Raw genomic sequence first — 15487 nt, 5'->3', positions numbered from 1 at the left:
CCTTATTATTAAGGAAAATCCTTGCAATTTCTCTGAAATGGTGTAAACTAAAGGTGAAAACGGTAACAGTAGCTGTAGATCTTGCCGTAGAATCAAGGAGGCTTTGACCATGAAAGAATTCCAAGCATTTAAAGACACGCTTAGCAATAAGGCTCTCAAAGCCATTTACGAAGAAAGTAAATTGGAAGTCCAAGACGAAACAACTGAAGGTACAGAAGCCTTCTCGCTAGCCTTGGCAACCCAAATGGCTATCAATCTACTCGAAAGCTATGAAAAATGGCTAAAAGAAGAAAGAGCTAAGGAAGAAAAATAAGATGAAATCCTTGTCGGAAGACAGGGATTTTTCTAATAGAAAATAAAGTTATCTAGAATGTAGATTATCTGTCTTGAAATATCTATAATACCATCATTCATGTACTTAAAATAAAATAAATGCTTTTACTTATGATAAGTGAGCCATTTCTTGTGAAAACGGTCTCGATTTTAGCCGATGTTTTGTTACAATGGTTTCAGCAAGTTCCTTAAGAGAGGAGTAGAGAGATGATTTTCTTGGTGGTTAGGATAATTACTATGATGTTAGGGGTTATAGTTACTTACCTGCTATTGTGTTATTTTATTAGTCATACACAGTCCGAACATGTTTTAATTAGAGCACATCAAAGACGAGTTGCAGCTGGGAAAAAGCTCAAAGATGTTTGTGGGCTTGAATTAAAAGTTCATAAAGAACATTTTCAGAAGGATTTTGAAGGAAAGTGATGGTGAACTTCATGGAGTTAATTAAATCATTTCTTGTGGCGCCCTATTTTCTTGGGATGATTCTTGGTGGTGTATTTTTAGGGATTTATGTGTTGATAGATAAGATTATTAAGAATCCGATAAAAGATATCGATTATTACAAACAGTTTGTAGAATCTTACAAAGAAGAAGCAGTTTTTTATAAAATGTCCTCCGAAGAGTATAAAACGATGGCAATAACTTACCGTAAGAGATATTTGGAAAGCCAAGCAAAGTTAGAACTTGTCATGAAAGGTAATAGTAGCCATTGAAAATTGTGAGGAAAAGTAGGACAAAGGACATACTTTCAAATTCAAAAATCAATAAGATTTCCATCAAAATTTCATTTGTCTTGGTCTTAAAATTGTGATAAAATAAGACCATTCAGAGGTGCTTTGAAGCCCATTTGTCACAGGAAGCGGTGGTACTGAGAAATCCGCACAAATGTCAAAGCTGGTTGCTGATGGTCAAATTGAATCAAGAAAGCTGTGAGTGGTTACCACTCAAAACTGGGTGGTACCGCGGATACACATTCGTCCCTGTCATAGTTATGGCAGGGATTTTCTATAGCTTTTAAAGAACCAAGACCGAAGGTCGCAGGTGAATTTAGAGATATTGATGCAGACAGAGCGCAAGCGAGGTCTACGTTCCTATCAGAGGAGGGTGACATGAAGCAATCTTTTGAGACCAGTAAATTGTACTATGGTTTTCCCATTTTTATCTTGGGTTACCAGGACCAGACCTATGGCTATAATGTGACGACTTGTAGTTCTTCTTATAGTCTAGGAGATTGGCTCGTTATAGGGGTCGGTAGCGAGGAAAATGCGGCAGACCAGATTAAACATTATCAGAAGTTCACAGTGAATATTCCTGATGAAAGTTTTATGCTGGAGATGGAGCAGGCTGGTTTTATTAGTCATCGTGAGAAGATTGCTAAACTCGGCATAGATTTTCAACCTTCTGATTTGACACAAGCACCTATCCTGGATGCCTGTCCAGTCGTTCTGGATTGTGAGGTCGACAGAATTATTGAGGAAGATCGTATCTGTCATATCTTTGCTAAGATCCTAGACCGCCTTGCTGATCCTGGTTTGCTAGATGACAAGGGACATTTCCGTAATGATTCTTTTGCACCGACTTACTTTATGGGAGATGGTCATAAACGTGTCTATCGCTATCTAGATGACCGAGTCGACCACATGGGAAGCTTTATCAAGAAAGCGAGGAAGAGGGATGAAAAGAGCTGAGTTACCAGAACTAGTCGCTGAGAAGCTTGGCTTTACCCTTGAAGCTCGCATTCGAGACCGCAAAGATGCTTGAGGCAAGCGCTGTGATAAGTTGAGGCATGGCTTTCTTAGGAGTGAGTGGGAGGAGGAGAAATGAAATGGTTTGTTATCTTATTGCTTATACTTCTAAGTTTTTACTTTTATAAAAAAGAAAAAAAAGAAAAAGTTGGATATTAGTTATTCTAATGAAATTATCCCAAATACTGATTATGAAGTATCTCCAATAAACGAGGAATTTTTAGCTCTAATGCCTAAAATTGAGTTCTTACCTACAGAGATTAATCTTGATGAAAAACCTATTCATGAGATTTCAGATGGAAATGTTGTAGCGAAATTAGATGCTCTTGTGCCTCAAATTGTTCAAAACTTCAACAATCATGTCAAAAATAAATCTATTGAAGAGTTATTAAATAAAGTTAAAGAAGGTAATATTTATCAAGTAATTATCCCACCTGAAGCAAAACTTTATGATTCGAAAAAATTACAGGGAGCTTTTCGCGGTGGTTACAACATAAATAATAAGCTTGCAGGTCAAGCCAATCTTATACCAATAGATGCTGAAAATTTAACAGCTATCTCAAATACAGTAGCTGATGTAATGAATATTTCCTCCATGGTTGTAGGTCAATATTATATGGCTCAAATTGATACTAAAATGACCGAAATGCAAGAAGGAATCGATAAAATATATGATTTTCAACAGACTGAATTTAAAGCTAGAATAATAGCTTTAATAGGAAAAGTTGGTAACATATCCAAATTTAATATCGAAATCATTGAAAATGATGAATTGAGAAAACGTTCTCTAGATGACTTAAGTCGATATAGAGATGATGCAGTTGAATTATTACAGCAAGTCAATTTAACGATAGAAAATATTGTTTCTAAAGGTCATAACAATGAATTTGATAAGTACAAAGAGAGTATCGAGGAAGTTGATAGATTAATTAGCTTTCAACAATACTTGCTCTCGATTTTAGAAGAAATTGGAAGGTTAATTTATCTATTAAACAAGGGTACCGTATCTTCTGATCATTGTTATTCTTTATATAACATTTATATTGAACAATCTACTGATGCTAGAAATTTATTAAATCAATGGCATGATGAGAGCATCAAAACATTTGCACTTGATTTGGATAATAAGAGATATGCTAAGCAAGGTTGGGAAGGATTATTATTCGAAATTCCTGGAATGATTGTCAATGATTGGAAATATAATGAAATACCTAATTCTGTAATCACACAAATTTATAAACAATTAGATAATTCACTTGAGATAAAAAATACAACTGAGAATTTACTCAAAAAAGAAACTAAAATAATATCAAAAGACGGCAAATATTATTATTTAACAGAATAAAAGGAGAACACACATGTCTAAAGAACTTTCACCTAAATACAATCCAGCCGAGGTTGAGGCTGGTCGTTACCAAAAATGGCTTGATGAGGATGTTTTCAAGCCTTCTGGCGATAAAAAGGCTAAGCCTTATTCAATCGTTATTCCACCACCAAACGTAACTGGTAAACTTCACCTTGGTCACGCTTGGGATACTACTTTGCAAGATATTATCATCCGTCAAAAACGTATGCAAGGTTTTGATACGCTTTGGCTTCCTGGTATGGACCACGCAGGTATTGCCACTCAAGCTAAGGTTGAAGCACGTTTGGCTGAAGACGACATTTCTCGTTATGACCTTGGCCGTGAAAAATTCCTTGATAAAGTTTGGGAATGGAAAGACGAGTATGCCTCAACTATCAAGCAACAATGGGGTAAGATGGGACTCTCTGTAGACTACTCTCGTGAGCGTTTCACCCTTGACGAAGGTTTGTCAAAAGCCGTTCGCAAGGTCTTTGTAGAGCTTTACAAAAAAGGTTGGATTTACCGTGGTGAATTCATCATCAACTGGGATCCCAAAGCCCGTACAGCCCTCTCTGATATCGAGGTTATTCACAAGGATGTGGAAGGTGCCTTCTACCACATGAACTACATGTTGGAAGATGGTTCACGTGCCCTTGAAGTGGCAACAACACGTCCTGAAACTATGTTTGGGGATACTGCCGTAGCGGTTAACCCAAACGATGACCGCTATAAAGATTTGATTGGTAAAAATGTTATCTTGCCAATCTTGAACAAGCCAATCCCAATCGTTGGGGACGAACACGCAGACCCTGAGTTTGGTACTGGTGTGGTTAAAATCACACCTGCCCATGACCCTAATGACTTCTTGGTTGGTCAACGTCATAACTTGCCACAAGTCAATGTCATGAACGATGATGGTACCATGAATGAATTGGCTGGTGAATTCAACGGCATGGACCGCTTTGAAGCTCGTAAGGCTGTTGTTAAGAAATTGGAAGAAATCGGTGCCCTTGTTGAAATTGAGAAAATGACTCACTCAGTTGGTCACTCAGAGCGTACAGGTGTGCCTGTTGAGCCACGCTTGTCTACACAATGGTTCGTTAAGATGGATCAATTGGCGAAAAATGCTATCGCAAACCAAGATACAGACGACAAAGTAGAATTCTACCCACCTCGTTTCAACGATACCTTCCTTCAATGGATGGAAAATGTCCACGATTGGGTTATTTCTCGTCAGCTCTGGTGGGGTCACCAAATCCCTGCCTGGTACAATGCTGAGGGTGAAATGTACGTTGGTGAAGAAGCACCAGAAGGTGATGGATGGAAACAAGACGAAGATGTCTTGGATACTTGGTTCAGTTCTGCCCTCTGGCCATTCTCAACTATGGGTTGGCCTGAAGTGGAAGCAGAAGACTTCAAACGTTACTTCCCAACTTCAACCTTGGTTACTGGTTACGATATCATCTTCTTCTGGGTGTCTCGTATGATCTTCCAATCATTGGAATTCACAGGACGCCAACCATTTAAGAATGTCCTTATCCACGGACTTATTCGTGATGAGCAAGGACGTAAGATGTCTAAATCACTCGGTAACGGTATTGACCCAATGGATGTTATCGAGAAATACGGTGCCGATGCCCTCCGTTGGTTCCTTTCAAACGGTTCTGCACCAGGGCAAGACGTGCGTTTCTCTTATGAGAAAATGGATGCGTCTTGGAACTTCATTAACAAGATTTGGAATATCTCTCGTTACATTCTCATGAACAATGAAGGATTGACCTTGGATGTGGCGCGTGAAAATGTAGCTAAAGTGGCTGTTGGCCAAGCAGGTAACGTGACAGACCGTTGGATTCTCCACAACCTCAACGAAACTATTGGAAAAGTCACTGAAAACTTTGATAAGTTTGAATTCGGTGTGGCTGGTCACATCCTCTACAACTTCATCTGGGATGAGTTTGCGGACTGGTATGTTGAGTTAACTAAGGAAGTGCTTTATAGCGACAATGAGGACGAAAAAGTCATCACTCGTTCGGTTCTTCTTTACACCTTGGATCAAATCTTGCGTCTCCTTCACCCAATCATGCCATTCGTGACTGAAGAAATCTATGGCCAAATCTCTGAAGGAACAATCGTGACTGCTGAATACCCAGTGGTTCGTCCAGAGTTTGAAAACGAAGCAGCAGCAGCTGGTGTAGAAGCTCTTAAAGACGTGATTCGCTCCGTTCGTAACTCACGTGCTGAAGTGAATGTAGCACCAAGCAAGCCAATCACCATCTTGATCAAGACTAGTGATAGCAAGCTCGATGCCTTCTTCAATGACAATGTCAACTACATCAAACGCTTCACAAACCCAGAACACTTGGAAATTGCAGCAGATGTCGAAGTACCTGACTTGGTTATGTCAAGCATCATCACAGGCGCAGAAATCTACTTGCCACTCGCTGACCTTCTTAATGTCGAAGAAGAATTGGCCCGTCTTGAAAAAGAATTGGCTAAATGGCAAAAAGAACTGGCTATGGTTGGTAAGAAACTCTCTAACGAGCGCTTCGTAGCCAATGCCAAACCAGAAGTCGTCCAAAAAGAACGCGACAAACAAGAAGATTACCAAGCTAAATACGATGCGACAGTCGTACGTATTGAAGAAATGAAGAAATTGGTTAAATAAACAAAGAAGCACGGCGGAATGCCGTGTTTTTTTGGTATAATTGATCTCATACTAAATGATTAAGGAGAAGATAATGAATATAATTACTATGGAATTAAATTTTCTAGGAGTTAGTGAAACAGATTTGAAGCTGTTTAATTTTATTAGAGATAGTGATGAGATTAGTGTATCTATAAAAGTTGACCTATCTAAAAATTATTTTTTAAATCACAAGAAATTTTCAAAACAATTTAAAGAATATTTTGGTAGTGTCAGATTAGAAGAATTTTTGAATAAATTATCTTTGATTGAAGAAATAAAATTTTCGCATGAGGATAAATTAAATCATCAACAATTGGCTAGTGAAGCTATAAAAAACCAAAAAATTAAAGAGCTTGCTGATAGAGTTTACGGCGAGTATTATTATAATCTTCTAATTAAATTTGTCTCTTTATCAACTGCTATTTGGCTTTTGAAAGATTCTTGTGTACAATCGAATTTAGCTTATACGATTATTGAGAATGGGTATTATTCTGCTTCAAATTCTGATATGAATTATACAATGGCAAATGGGAGTCATCAAGTGGTTTCAGTTGACGGCAGAGAAATTAAGAGTATAAAAAAATATTATGAATTAGTATTTCCAATTATAAATTCTCGTATAGGAACCAAAGAAATTGAGAGAAATCATATTACCAATCATTATACTTCATTTGAAAACGATAAAATAGATAGAAGTAAATTTGCAAGTTATTCTAGAGCCCTTGTCTATTTACAAGAAGCACGTAAGAATAGTTTACTCGCTTCTAAAATTGATAAATATATGCAAGTTCTACAGTGCTTATATGCCTTTGGAGACGGTACGCGTAGAATGGGAAGAAAGCTAAAGTATATTACAGCTAATTTATTGTCAGAGGAATCGACAGAAAAGCAAAAAATAGTTGATAACATTGCCATTGCATATAAGATTAGGTCGCAGCATACTCATGGAAATAGAATAAAATTTGACCAAAATGAGATTGAGCGCATTTCAATAGTTCTTGACGATTATGTTAGGGAGGTTCTAAAAAAGTTATTACCGAATAAAGAATTAGAATATTCAGATGAAAAGACAAGACTTTTTGTTGAAAAACAAATGCGAAGATTTAATGAAGGAAAATTTTCGAATTTCTTTAAGAAAATTTTTAGATAAAATAAAACTAACTTCCGAAAAACTACATCAAAACTAAACTATCTTTTATTTCAAGAAGCAGTAATTTTATGGCTATATCAACTTTAGTCCGTTCGTCAGATGAACTGAATGAAAAACTGTCTTTATAGACGAGATAGACGAGTGCTTACAATATTCTAAATCAGATTTTTTTCATAGATTTTGACTGAAAAAGATAGCGGATCTTTATGGGAACCAAGAAGCTGACTTTGCGAAGCAGGAGTGTTTTAATGGTAGCTAAGAACTCTATTCTCATGATGAGAGGATTATGCGTAATAGCTAGATATTAGGTTTGCTATATTTTAACTTTTTCAAGACCATTAATAAATTGGATAGAAGGGCACAGCATTTCATTATCAAGTGGAATGCTAAACACTTGGTAAATGTTGACTTTCCTAAGGGAGGAGTGAAAGATTATGAAAACTATTAACTTTAGGGCACTAATTTAAGATAAAAACATGATTAAATATCCTTTTTGAGGTATAATTGTGATAGATTAATTTTTGAGGAAATGTTTATGGCTAAGAATACTGAAAATTATAATTTGCTTTTACATTGATGTTAGTATGATTTTATGGACACGTTTTGGTGGAATAGTATCTAACCAAAAGGAGATGTCCAAATGAGCCAAAAATATACCAAAGAGTTCAAGGAAACAATTGTTCAATTGCATGAAGCAGGACAGCCTGTTTCAGATTTAGTCAAAGAGTACGGAGTTGCCAACCAAACTATATACAAATGGCTTCAACTATATGGGAAATTTAAAGATCAAAATGTATCCCTTCATGAACTCCAACAAATGCGCAAAGAGATGGCTAAAATGAAGGAGGAAAATGAAATCTTAAAAAAGCCTTGACGATCTTTGCGAAGAAATAAAAGATTCTACTATCTTTCAAATGATCGATCATCTTTATGCTAGTCACCAGTTTTATATTAAGGTGACGTGTAACCTATTCCAAGTTTCACGGTCTAGCTACTACGCCTTTAAAAGCCACCAACCAAGCCAACGAGATCAAGAAAATAAACTTCTTTAAAAAGGAGATTATGATCTCTTATCTTGCCTCTTCTAAGCGATATGGTGCTCCAAAAATCCATAAAGATTTATTGGAAAAGGGATACCAGATTTCTGAAAAGAGAGTACAAAAACTGATGACTGAATTAAATATTCGTTCGATCGTCAGAAAGAAATACCGACCTGCTTCATTGTCAAAACAAGAAGCTAAAGAATACCCTGATTTGTTAAATCGTGATTTTTCAACAGATAAAATCAATCAAAAGTGGGTAACTGACATAACATATATCTACACACTTTCGGATGGGTGGCGAAGAATAAATAATTATTTTCATATTTTATAAATAATTCCCGCCTTCAGCTTTCTTTAAGGAACTCAAGTTATACTATAGTCATCCTAATAAGTATTACTGAACGTCGTTCGGTAGCGCTCACATGTTCTGGTTTTAAGTCAGACAGTGTATCTTTCTTTTTTCATAAATCTCCCAAACAAGTCTAATCTCACAAGGTTAGGCTTGTTTTTATGAAATAAGCAGAAAGTTTTTCATTAAAAGTAAACGCTTGTGTAAGTAAAATGAAAACGTTAGGTAAAGTCAGTGAAAACGTCTTAAAAACCGTCAATTCATTGACTTTCGTGGAAAATAGGACTAAAATAACAGGGTAAAAAAAATTAAAAGGAGAATTCTACTATGAATCTAACTATCTTAGCCCTCGGTTTGGCCGTTATGGGTGTATCTGTTGGTGAGGGTATCCTCGTTGCCAATATCGCTAAAGCTGCAGCTCGCCAACCTGAGATGTTTAGCAAACTTCAAACATTGATGTTTACTGGTGTTGCCTTTATCGAAGGTACCTTCTTCGTATTGTTTGCCCTTAGCTACATTGTCTAATAGACAAATAAAAGATGAAGGAGGGATGAGCAGTGGAAACTACAAGTAATCCAACCGTCTCATTATTTGGGATTGATTTTGACTTGACTGTCCTTGCCATGTCTCTCTTGACAGTAATTATCGTTTTTGGAGTGGTTTTTTGGTCAAGTCGTAAGATGACCATTAAACCAAAGGGAAAACAAAATGTGCTTGAGTTCATCTATGAGTTTGTGAATAGTACCATTTCTCAAAGTCTTGGGAAATTCACGAAGAATTATAGTTTGCTCTTGTTTGTAATTTTCACCTTTGTTTTTACAGCAAACAACTTAGGTTTGCTTGTGTCTGTAAAAAGTGAGCATTACAATTTTTGGACTTCTCCAACATCGAACTTCGGTGTTACTATCACTCTTTCTTTGATTATTACCCTCATTAGTCATATTGAGGGGATCCGTAAAAAAGGGTTTAAAGGCTATCTAAAGGGCTACCTTTCACCATACCCAGCTATGCTCCCAATGAACATTTTGGAACAATTAACCAACCCTGCTTCATTGGCCTTGCGTTTGTTTGGTAACATTTATTCTGGTGAGGTACTTACTGGCTTGATTCTTCAATTGGTGACCTGGTCTGCTTTTGCAGCACCTGTATCCTTTGCTTTGAACCTTGTCTGGGTTGCCTTTTCAGCCTTTATCGGCTTTATCCAAGCCTATGTCTTTATTATCCTAAGTTCAAACTATATTGGTGATAAAGTCAACGAAGAATAATTAAGAAAGGGAGAAATGAAATGTCAATACTTATTAATAGTACGACACTTGGTAATATCATTATCACACTCGGCTCAGTTTTTCTCTTGTATTACCTCATCCGTAAATTCGCATGGGATCAAATTACAGGAATCTTTGCTGCTCGTGAAAAGAAAATTGCCACAGATATTGATAGTGCTGAAAATGCTCGTCAAGAAGCAGAAAGCTTGGCACAAAAACGTCAAGATGAGTTGGCAGGTGCTCGCACTGAGGCAGCTCAAATTATTGATGGGGCCAAGGAAACTGGTAAAACTCAAGAATCAAAAATCATTGCAGAAGCACATGATGAAGCTAAACGCTTGAAAGAAAAAGCAAATCAAGACATTGCCCAAAGCCGTGTGGAAGCACTTGCTGGCGTTAAAGGTGAAGTTGCAGACTTGACTGTCCTCTTGGCGGAAAAAGTTATGAAACAAAACCTTGATGCTAAAGCGCAATCTGACTTGATTGATAGCTATCTTGATCAATTAGGAGATGCTTAATGGATAAGAAAACACAAGCTCTTGTTGAGCAGTATGCCAGAAGCCTGGTAGAAGTCGCTTTTGAACAAGACGCCGTGTCAACAATCCAAGAAGAAGTAAGGCAAATCCTAACAGTTTTTGCTGAAACAAATCTAAAAACCTTCTTGTCGCAGGAAAATGTGACAAGTGAAGCTAAAAAAGAAAGTTTGAGCTTGTTTCAAGAGTCTTGTTCAGTGTATATGAACAATTTTCTTGAGGTAATCTTACTCAATGACCGTGCCAACATTCTCTATGATGTGTTGAAATTGGTCCTTGAGCTCTTTGACCAAGAAGACAATAGTTACGATGTCACAGTGACATCAGCAAGTCCCTTGTCTGAGGAACAAAAAGCCCGACTTTTGGCGATTGTTTCACAAAAATTTGAGATTAAGACACGTCGTTTAGTAGAAAAAATTGATGAGGACCTCATCGGAGGATTCGTCATCAAAGCAAAAAATAAGGTTGTTGACACGTCAATTCGCAGTCAATTGCAAACCTTTAAAACGAATTTGAAATAGAAAGTGGTGTGACTTTTGGCAATTAACGCACAAGAAATTAGCGCTTTAATTAAAAAGCAAATTGAAAACTTCCAGCCAAACTTTGACGTCACTGAAACTGGTGTCGTTACCTATATCGGTGACGGTATCGCACGTGCTCGTGGTCTTGATAATGCCATGAGTGGTGAGTTGCTCGAATTTGAAAATGGTGCCTATGGTATGGCCCAAAACCTTGAATCTAATGATGTCGGTATCATTATCTTGGGGGATTTCGTAGCAATTCGTGAAGGCGATATTGTTAAACGTACTGGAAAAATCATGGAAGTTCCAGTTGGTGAAGCCCTTATTGGTCGTGTAGTAAACCCACTTGGGCAACCAGTTGATGGTCTTGGTGACATCGAAACAACAGGTTTCCGTCCAGTTGAAACACCTGCTCCAGGTGTTATGCAACGTAAATCAGTTTCTGAGCCATTGCAAACTGGTCTTAAGGCCATTGATGCCTTGGTTCCAATTGGACGTGGTCAACGTGAGTTGGTCATCGGAGACCGCCAAACTGGTAAAACTTCAGTAGCCATTGATGCTATCTTGAACCAAAAAGGACAAGATATGATCTGTATTTATGTGGCTATTGGTCAAAAAGAATCAACAGTTCGTACACAAGTAGAAACTCTCCGTAAACATGGTGCTCTTGATTACACAATCGTTGTGACTGCCTCAGCATCACAACCATCACCATTGCTTTACATCGCACCTTACGCTGGTGTTGCAATGGCTGAAGAGTTCATGTATAACGGAAAACACGTCTTGATTGTTTATGATGATTTGTCTAAACAAGCCGTGGCCTACCGTGAACTTTCATTGCTTCTCCGTCGTCCACCAGGTCGTGAAGCCTACCCAGGGGATGTCTTCTATCTCCACTCACGTCTTTTGGAACGTTCAGCTAAAGTTTCAGATGATCTTGGTGGTGGTTCAATTACTGCCTTGCCAATCATCCAAACGCAAGCCGGAGATATCTCAGCTTATATCGCAACAAACGTTATCTCAATCACAGATGGACAAATCTTCTTGCAAGAAAACTTGTTTAACTCAGGTATTCGTCCAGCCATTGATGCGGGTTCTTCCGTATCACGTGTAGGTGGATCAGCGCAAATTAAAGCGATGAAGAAGGTTGCTGGTACACTTCGTCTTGACTTGGCTTCATATCGTGAACTTGAAGCCTTTACGCAATTTGGTTCAGATTTGGATGCTGCGACTCAAGCGAAATTGAACCGTGGTCGTCGTACAATCGAAGTTTTGAAACAACCGCTTCATAAACCACTTCCAGTTGAGAAACAAGTTGTTATCCTTTACGCTTTGACACACGGTTTCTTGGATAGTGTTCCGGTTGATCAAATCTTGGATTTTGAAGAAGCACTCTATGACTACTTTGATAGTCACCATGAGGATATCTTTGAAACTATTCGTACAACTAAGGATATTCCTGAGGAATCTGTACTTAATGAAGCTATCCAAGCTTTCAAAGATCAGTCAGAATACAAATAGAAATAGGGAGGACAGCATATGGCAGGCTCTCTAAGAGAAATCCAAGCAAAAATTGCTTCAACAAAGAAAACGAGTCAGATCACAGGAGCCATGCAAATGGTTTCTGCATCAAAATTGACACGTTCTGAGCAAGCTGCTAAAGATTTCCAAATCTATGCCTCAAAAATTAGACAGATCACAACAGATCTTCTACATTCAGAATTAATTAATGGTTCGTCAAATCCAATGTTGGATGCACGTCCAGTTCGTAAGACAGGTTACATTGTCATTACTTCAGATAAAGGACTTGTTGGAGGTTATAACTCAACAATTCTTAAAGCTGTGTTGGACATGATTAAACGTGACCATGATTCTGAAGATGAATATGCTATCATTTCCATTGGTGGAACAGGTTCAGATTTCTTCAAGGCTCGTAACATGAATGTTGCTTTTGAACTTCGTGGCCTTGAAGATCAACCTAGTTTTGATCAAGTCGGAAAAATCATTTCTAAAGCTGTAGGAATGTATCAAAATGAACTTTTTGATGAACTCTATGTGTGCTATAACCACCATGTTAACAGTTTGTCTAGCGAAGTTCGTGTGGAACAAATGCTTCCTATCGCTGATTTGGATCCCAATGAATCAGAAGGTCATGTGTTGACCAAGTTTGAATTGGAACCAGATCGTGACACTATTTTGGATCAACTCTTACCACAATATGCGGAGAGTCTTATCTACGGTGCTATCGTAGATGCCAAAACAGCTGAGCACGCAGCGGGTATGACTGCAATGCAGACAGCCACTGATAATGCTAAGAATGTGATTAACGATTTGACAATCCAATATAACCGTGCGCGTCAAGCTGCCATCACTCAGGAAATTACTGAAATTGTTGGTGGTGCAAGTGCACTTGAATAGCTAGAGATTTGTCTTAATTAGACACACATGAAAAAGGGATGATTGTCATCCAAAAAACTATCATAAGGAGAAAACAATGAGCTCAGGCAAAATTGCTCAGGTTGTTGGTCCTGTTGTAGACGTAGCGTTTGCAGCCGGTGATAAACTCCCTGAGATTAACAATGCATTGGTCGTTTATACTGATGAACAAAAGTCTAAACGTATCGTGCTCGAAGTAGCTCTTGAACTTGGAGAAGGTGTGGTTCGTACCATTGCCATGGAATCTACTGATGGATTGACTCGTGGACTAGAAGTTCTGGACACTGGTCGTCCAATCAGCGTTCCTGTTGGTAAAGATACCCTTGGACGTGTCTTTAACGTTCTTGGTGATACCATTGACTTGGAAGCACCTTTTGCAGAAGATGCAGAGCGTGAACCAATTCACAAAAAAGCACCAACTTTCGATGAATTGTCAACATCTACTGAAATCCTTGAAACAGGGATTAAAGTTATCGACTTGCTTGCCCCTTACCTTAAAGGTGGTAAAGTCGGACTCTTTGGTGGTGCCGGTGTTGGTAAAACCGTTCTTATTCAAGAGTTGATTCACAACATTGCCCAAGAGCACGGTGGTATTTCCGTGTTTACAGGTGTTGGTGAACGTACACGTGAAGGTAATGACCTTTACTGGGAAATGAAAGAATCTGGCGTTATTGAGAAAACAGCCATGGTCTTCGGTCAAATGAACGAACCACCTGGAGCACGTATGCGTGTTGCACTTACTGGTTTGACAATTGCGGAATACTTCCGTGATGTCGAAGGTCAAGACGTGCTTCTCTTCATCGATAACATCTTCCGTTTCACTCAAGCAGGTTCTGAGGTTTCTGCCCTTCTTGGTCGTATGCCATCAGCCGTTGGTTACCAACCTACACTTGCTACTGAAATGGGTCAATTGCAAGAACGTATCACATCAACTAAAAAAGGTTCTGTTACATCAATCCAAGCCATCTACGTTCCAGCCGATGACTATACTGACCCAGCGCCAGCTACAGCATTTGCTCACTTGGATTCAACAACCAACCTTGAACGTAAGTTGACACAAATGGGTATTTACCCAGCCGTTGACCCATTGGCATCAAGCTCACGTGCCCTTTCACCTGAAATTGTTGGTGAAGAACACTATGCTGTTGCGACTGAAGTTCAACGTGTGCTTCAACGTTACCGTGAATTGCAAGATATTATCGCTATCCTTGGTATGGATGAATTGTCAGACGAAGAAAAAACATTGGTTGGACGTGCTCGTCGTATCCAATTCTTCTTGTCACAAAACTTTAACGTTGCTGAACAGTTTACAGGTCAACCAGGTTCTTATGTTCCAGTTGCTGAAACCGTTCGTAGCTTTAAAGAAATCCTTGAAGGTAAATATGACAATCTTCCAGAAGATGCCTTCCGTAGCGTAGGTCCAATTGAGGATGTAGTAGCTAAAGCTAAAGCTATGGGCTACTAATGAGGTGAAGATATGGCACAAATGACCGTACAAGTGGTAACTCCGGATGGTCTGAAATATGACCACCATGCCAGCTTTATCCACGCGGTTACTAAAGATGGTCAAATTGGTATCTTGCCAGGCCATATTAACTTGATTGCGCCACTTGAAGTGGATGAACTCAAGGTTCGTCGTGTGGATGACGAGAGTCACGTCGATTGGATTGCCGTAAACGGTGGTATCATCGAAGTTAAAGATGATTTTATTACTATCGTTGCCGATTCAGCAGAACGTGAACGCGACATTGACGTTTCTCGTGCCGAACGTGCCAAGCAACGTGCCGAACGTGACTTGGAAGAAGCAACTAAATCTGACCGTATTGATGAAGTTCAACGTGCTCAGGTTGCTCTCCGTCGAGCACTTAATCGTATCAGTGTCGGTACAAAATAAGACAAAAAAAACGAGACTTTGGTCCCGTTTTTTATTTGTCGTAAAAGAAAACATGAGAAGTAGCAAAGTTATCAAAGAAAGTTCATTGTAAAACCTATCTGAAGGTAAGATAAAAAATCAGATTTCCAGTCCTGAAAACGGTTAATTTAGCTTTTACTTTAGTTTAAGGTATCAAAGTGTTATAATA

Annotated in this window: 17 protein-coding genes and 1 pseudogene; all 18 read left to right on the top strand. The window is 38.4% G+C overall.

Annotated features, from left to right (window positions below):
• Positions 1-109: 109 nt before the first annotated feature.
• Positions 110-313, top strand: coding sequence for a hypothetical protein (locus H7U04_RS01285; RefSeq protein WP_002886082.1), 204 nt, complete (start codon positions 110-112; stop codon positions 311-313).
• Between the two features lie 227 nt (positions 314-540).
• Positions 541-756 (top strand): hypothetical protein, encoded by a 216-nt coding sequence (locus tag H7U04_RS01280; protein ID WP_037612505.1) that lies wholly within the window; start codon positions 541-543, stop codon positions 754-756.
• A gap of 11 nt (positions 757-767) precedes the next feature.
• Entirely contained in the window at positions 768-1046 is a 279-nt protein-coding gene (locus H7U04_RS01275) for a hypothetical protein (protein ID WP_142390731.1), read from the top strand.
• A 396-nt stretch (positions 1047-1442) separates the two neighbouring features.
• Positions 1443-2021 carry a flavin reductase family protein gene (locus tag H7U04_RS01270; protein ID WP_201042645.1) on the top strand — a complete coding sequence of 193 codons (579 nt, stop codon included), beginning with the start codon at positions 1443-1445 and terminating at the stop codon, positions 2019-2021.
• A 13-nt stretch (positions 2022-2034) separates the two neighbouring features.
• Positions 2035-2157: pseudogene (locus H7U04_RS11565) on the top strand (GNAT family N-acetyltransferase); the annotation flags it as partial.
• A 69-nt stretch (positions 2158-2226) separates the two neighbouring features.
• Complete coding sequence (locus H7U04_RS01260) at positions 2227-3423, top strand: hypothetical protein (protein WP_257056723.1); 1197 nt, start codon at positions 2227-2229, stop codon at positions 3421-3423.
• A 13-nt stretch (positions 3424-3436) separates the two neighbouring features.
• Positions 3437-6088, top strand: coding sequence for a valine--tRNA ligase (locus H7U04_RS01255; protein WP_201042654.1), 2652 nt, complete (start codon positions 3437-3439; stop codon positions 6086-6088).
• Between the two features lie 73 nt (positions 6089-6161).
• A complete protein-coding gene (locus tag H7U04_RS01250; protein WP_201042655.1) occupies positions 6162-7259 on the top strand; it encodes a hypothetical protein in 1098 nt (365 codons plus the stop codon).
• A gap of 640 nt (positions 7260-7899) precedes the next feature.
• Entirely contained in the window at positions 7900-8133 is a 234-nt protein-coding gene (locus tag H7U04_RS01245; RefSeq protein WP_201042657.1) for a transposase, read from the top strand.
• 188 nt (positions 8134-8321) lie between these two features.
• Entirely contained in the window at positions 8322-8633 is a 312-nt protein-coding gene (locus H7U04_RS01240) for an IS3 family transposase (protein ID WP_201042659.1), read from the top strand.
• Positions 8634-8978: 345 nt separating this feature from the next.
• Positions 8979-9176, top strand: a complete 198-nt coding sequence (locus H7U04_RS01235) for a F0F1 ATP synthase subunit C (protein WP_002890193.1) — start codon at positions 8979-8981, stop codon at positions 9174-9176.
• Between the two features lie 32 nt (positions 9177-9208).
• Complete coding sequence (gene atpB / locus H7U04_RS01230; RefSeq protein WP_037601951.1) at positions 9209-9916, top strand: F0F1 ATP synthase subunit A; 708 nt, start codon at positions 9209-9211, stop codon at positions 9914-9916.
• 20 nt (positions 9917-9936) lie between these two features.
• Positions 9937-10434, top strand: a complete 498-nt coding sequence (gene atpF / locus H7U04_RS01225) for a F0F1 ATP synthase subunit B (protein WP_014634008.1) — start codon at positions 9937-9939, stop codon at positions 10432-10434.
• Positions 10434-10970, top strand: coding sequence for a F0F1 ATP synthase subunit delta (locus tag H7U04_RS01220; RefSeq protein WP_037601953.1), 537 nt, complete (start codon positions 10434-10436; stop codon positions 10968-10970). The genes atpF and H7U04_RS01220 overlap by 1 nt, the downstream gene beginning before the upstream one ends.
• Positions 10971-10985: 15 nt before the next feature.
• Positions 10986-12491 (top strand): F0F1 ATP synthase subunit alpha, encoded by a 1506-nt coding sequence (gene atpA, locus H7U04_RS01215; RefSeq protein ID WP_037601955.1) that lies wholly within the window; start codon positions 10986-10988, stop codon positions 12489-12491.
• Between the two features lie 18 nt (positions 12492-12509).
• Positions 12510-13388 (top strand): F0F1 ATP synthase subunit gamma, encoded by an 879-nt coding sequence (locus H7U04_RS01210; RefSeq protein ID WP_002890208.1) that lies wholly within the window; start codon positions 12510-12512, stop codon positions 13386-13388.
• Between the two features lie 76 nt (positions 13389-13464).
• Positions 13465-14871, top strand: coding sequence for a F0F1 ATP synthase subunit beta (atpD, locus tag H7U04_RS01205; protein WP_002890209.1), 1407 nt, complete (start codon positions 13465-13467; stop codon positions 14869-14871).
• A gap of 12 nt (positions 14872-14883) precedes the next feature.
• Entirely contained in the window at positions 14884-15300 is a 417-nt protein-coding gene (locus H7U04_RS01200; protein ID WP_002890211.1) for a F0F1 ATP synthase subunit epsilon, read from the top strand.
• Positions 15301-15487: the final 187 nt, after the last annotated feature.

The sequence above is a fragment of the Streptococcus sp. 22.1 genome, assembly GCF_016648645.1.
Lineage (GTDB): Bacteria > Bacillota > Bacilli > Lactobacillales > Streptococcaceae > Streptococcus.
Note: the sequence above shows the minus strand (reverse complement) of the source record. Positions and strands in the feature narration are given on the sequence as shown.

What these genes read in the sequence shown, in the direction of transcription:
- H7U04_RS01240 (WP_201042659.1), top strand. Translation starts at nt 8,322, where the DNA reads ATGATCTCTTATCTTGCCTCTTCTAAGCGATATGGTGCTCCAAAAATC.
- H7U04_RS01285 (WP_002886082.1), top strand. Translation starts at nt 110, where the DNA reads ATGAAAGAATTCCAAGCATTTAAAGACACGCTTAGCAATAAGGCTCTC.
- H7U04_RS01250 (WP_201042655.1), top strand. Translation starts at nt 6,162, where the DNA reads ATGAATATAATTACTATGGAATTAAATTTTCTAGGAGTTAGTGAAACA.
- H7U04_RS01270 (WP_201042645.1), top strand. Translation starts at nt 1,443, where the DNA reads ATGAAGCAATCTTTTGAGACCAGTAAATTGTACTATGGTTTTCCCATT.
- H7U04_RS01210 (WP_002890208.1), top strand. Translation starts at nt 12,510, where the DNA reads ATGGCAGGCTCTCTAAGAGAAATCCAAGCAAAAATTGCTTCAACAAAG.
- atpF (WP_014634008.1), top strand. Translation starts at nt 9,937, where the DNA reads ATGTCAATACTTATTAATAGTACGACACTTGGTAATATCATTATCACA.
- atpD (WP_002890209.1), top strand. Translation starts at nt 13,465, where the DNA reads ATGAGCTCAGGCAAAATTGCTCAGGTTGTTGGTCCTGTTGTAGACGTA.
- H7U04_RS01280 (WP_037612505.1), top strand. Translation starts at nt 541, where the DNA reads ATGATTTTCTTGGTGGTTAGGATAATTACTATGATGTTAGGGGTTATA.
- H7U04_RS01220 (WP_037601953.1), top strand. Translation starts at nt 10,434, where the DNA reads ATGGATAAGAAAACACAAGCTCTTGTTGAGCAGTATGCCAGAAGCCTG.
- H7U04_RS01235 (WP_002890193.1), top strand. Translation starts at nt 8,979, where the DNA reads ATGAATCTAACTATCTTAGCCCTCGGTTTGGCCGTTATGGGTGTATCT.
- H7U04_RS01200 (WP_002890211.1), top strand. Translation starts at nt 14,884, where the DNA reads ATGGCACAAATGACCGTACAAGTGGTAACTCCGGATGGTCTGAAATAT.
- H7U04_RS01245 (WP_201042657.1), top strand. Translation starts at nt 7,900, where the DNA reads ATGAGCCAAAAATATACCAAAGAGTTCAAGGAAACAATTGTTCAATTG.
- H7U04_RS01275 (WP_142390731.1), top strand. Translation starts at nt 768, where the DNA reads ATGGAGTTAATTAAATCATTTCTTGTGGCGCCCTATTTTCTTGGGATG.
- H7U04_RS01255 (WP_201042654.1), top strand. Translation starts at nt 3,437, where the DNA reads ATGTCTAAAGAACTTTCACCTAAATACAATCCAGCCGAGGTTGAGGCT.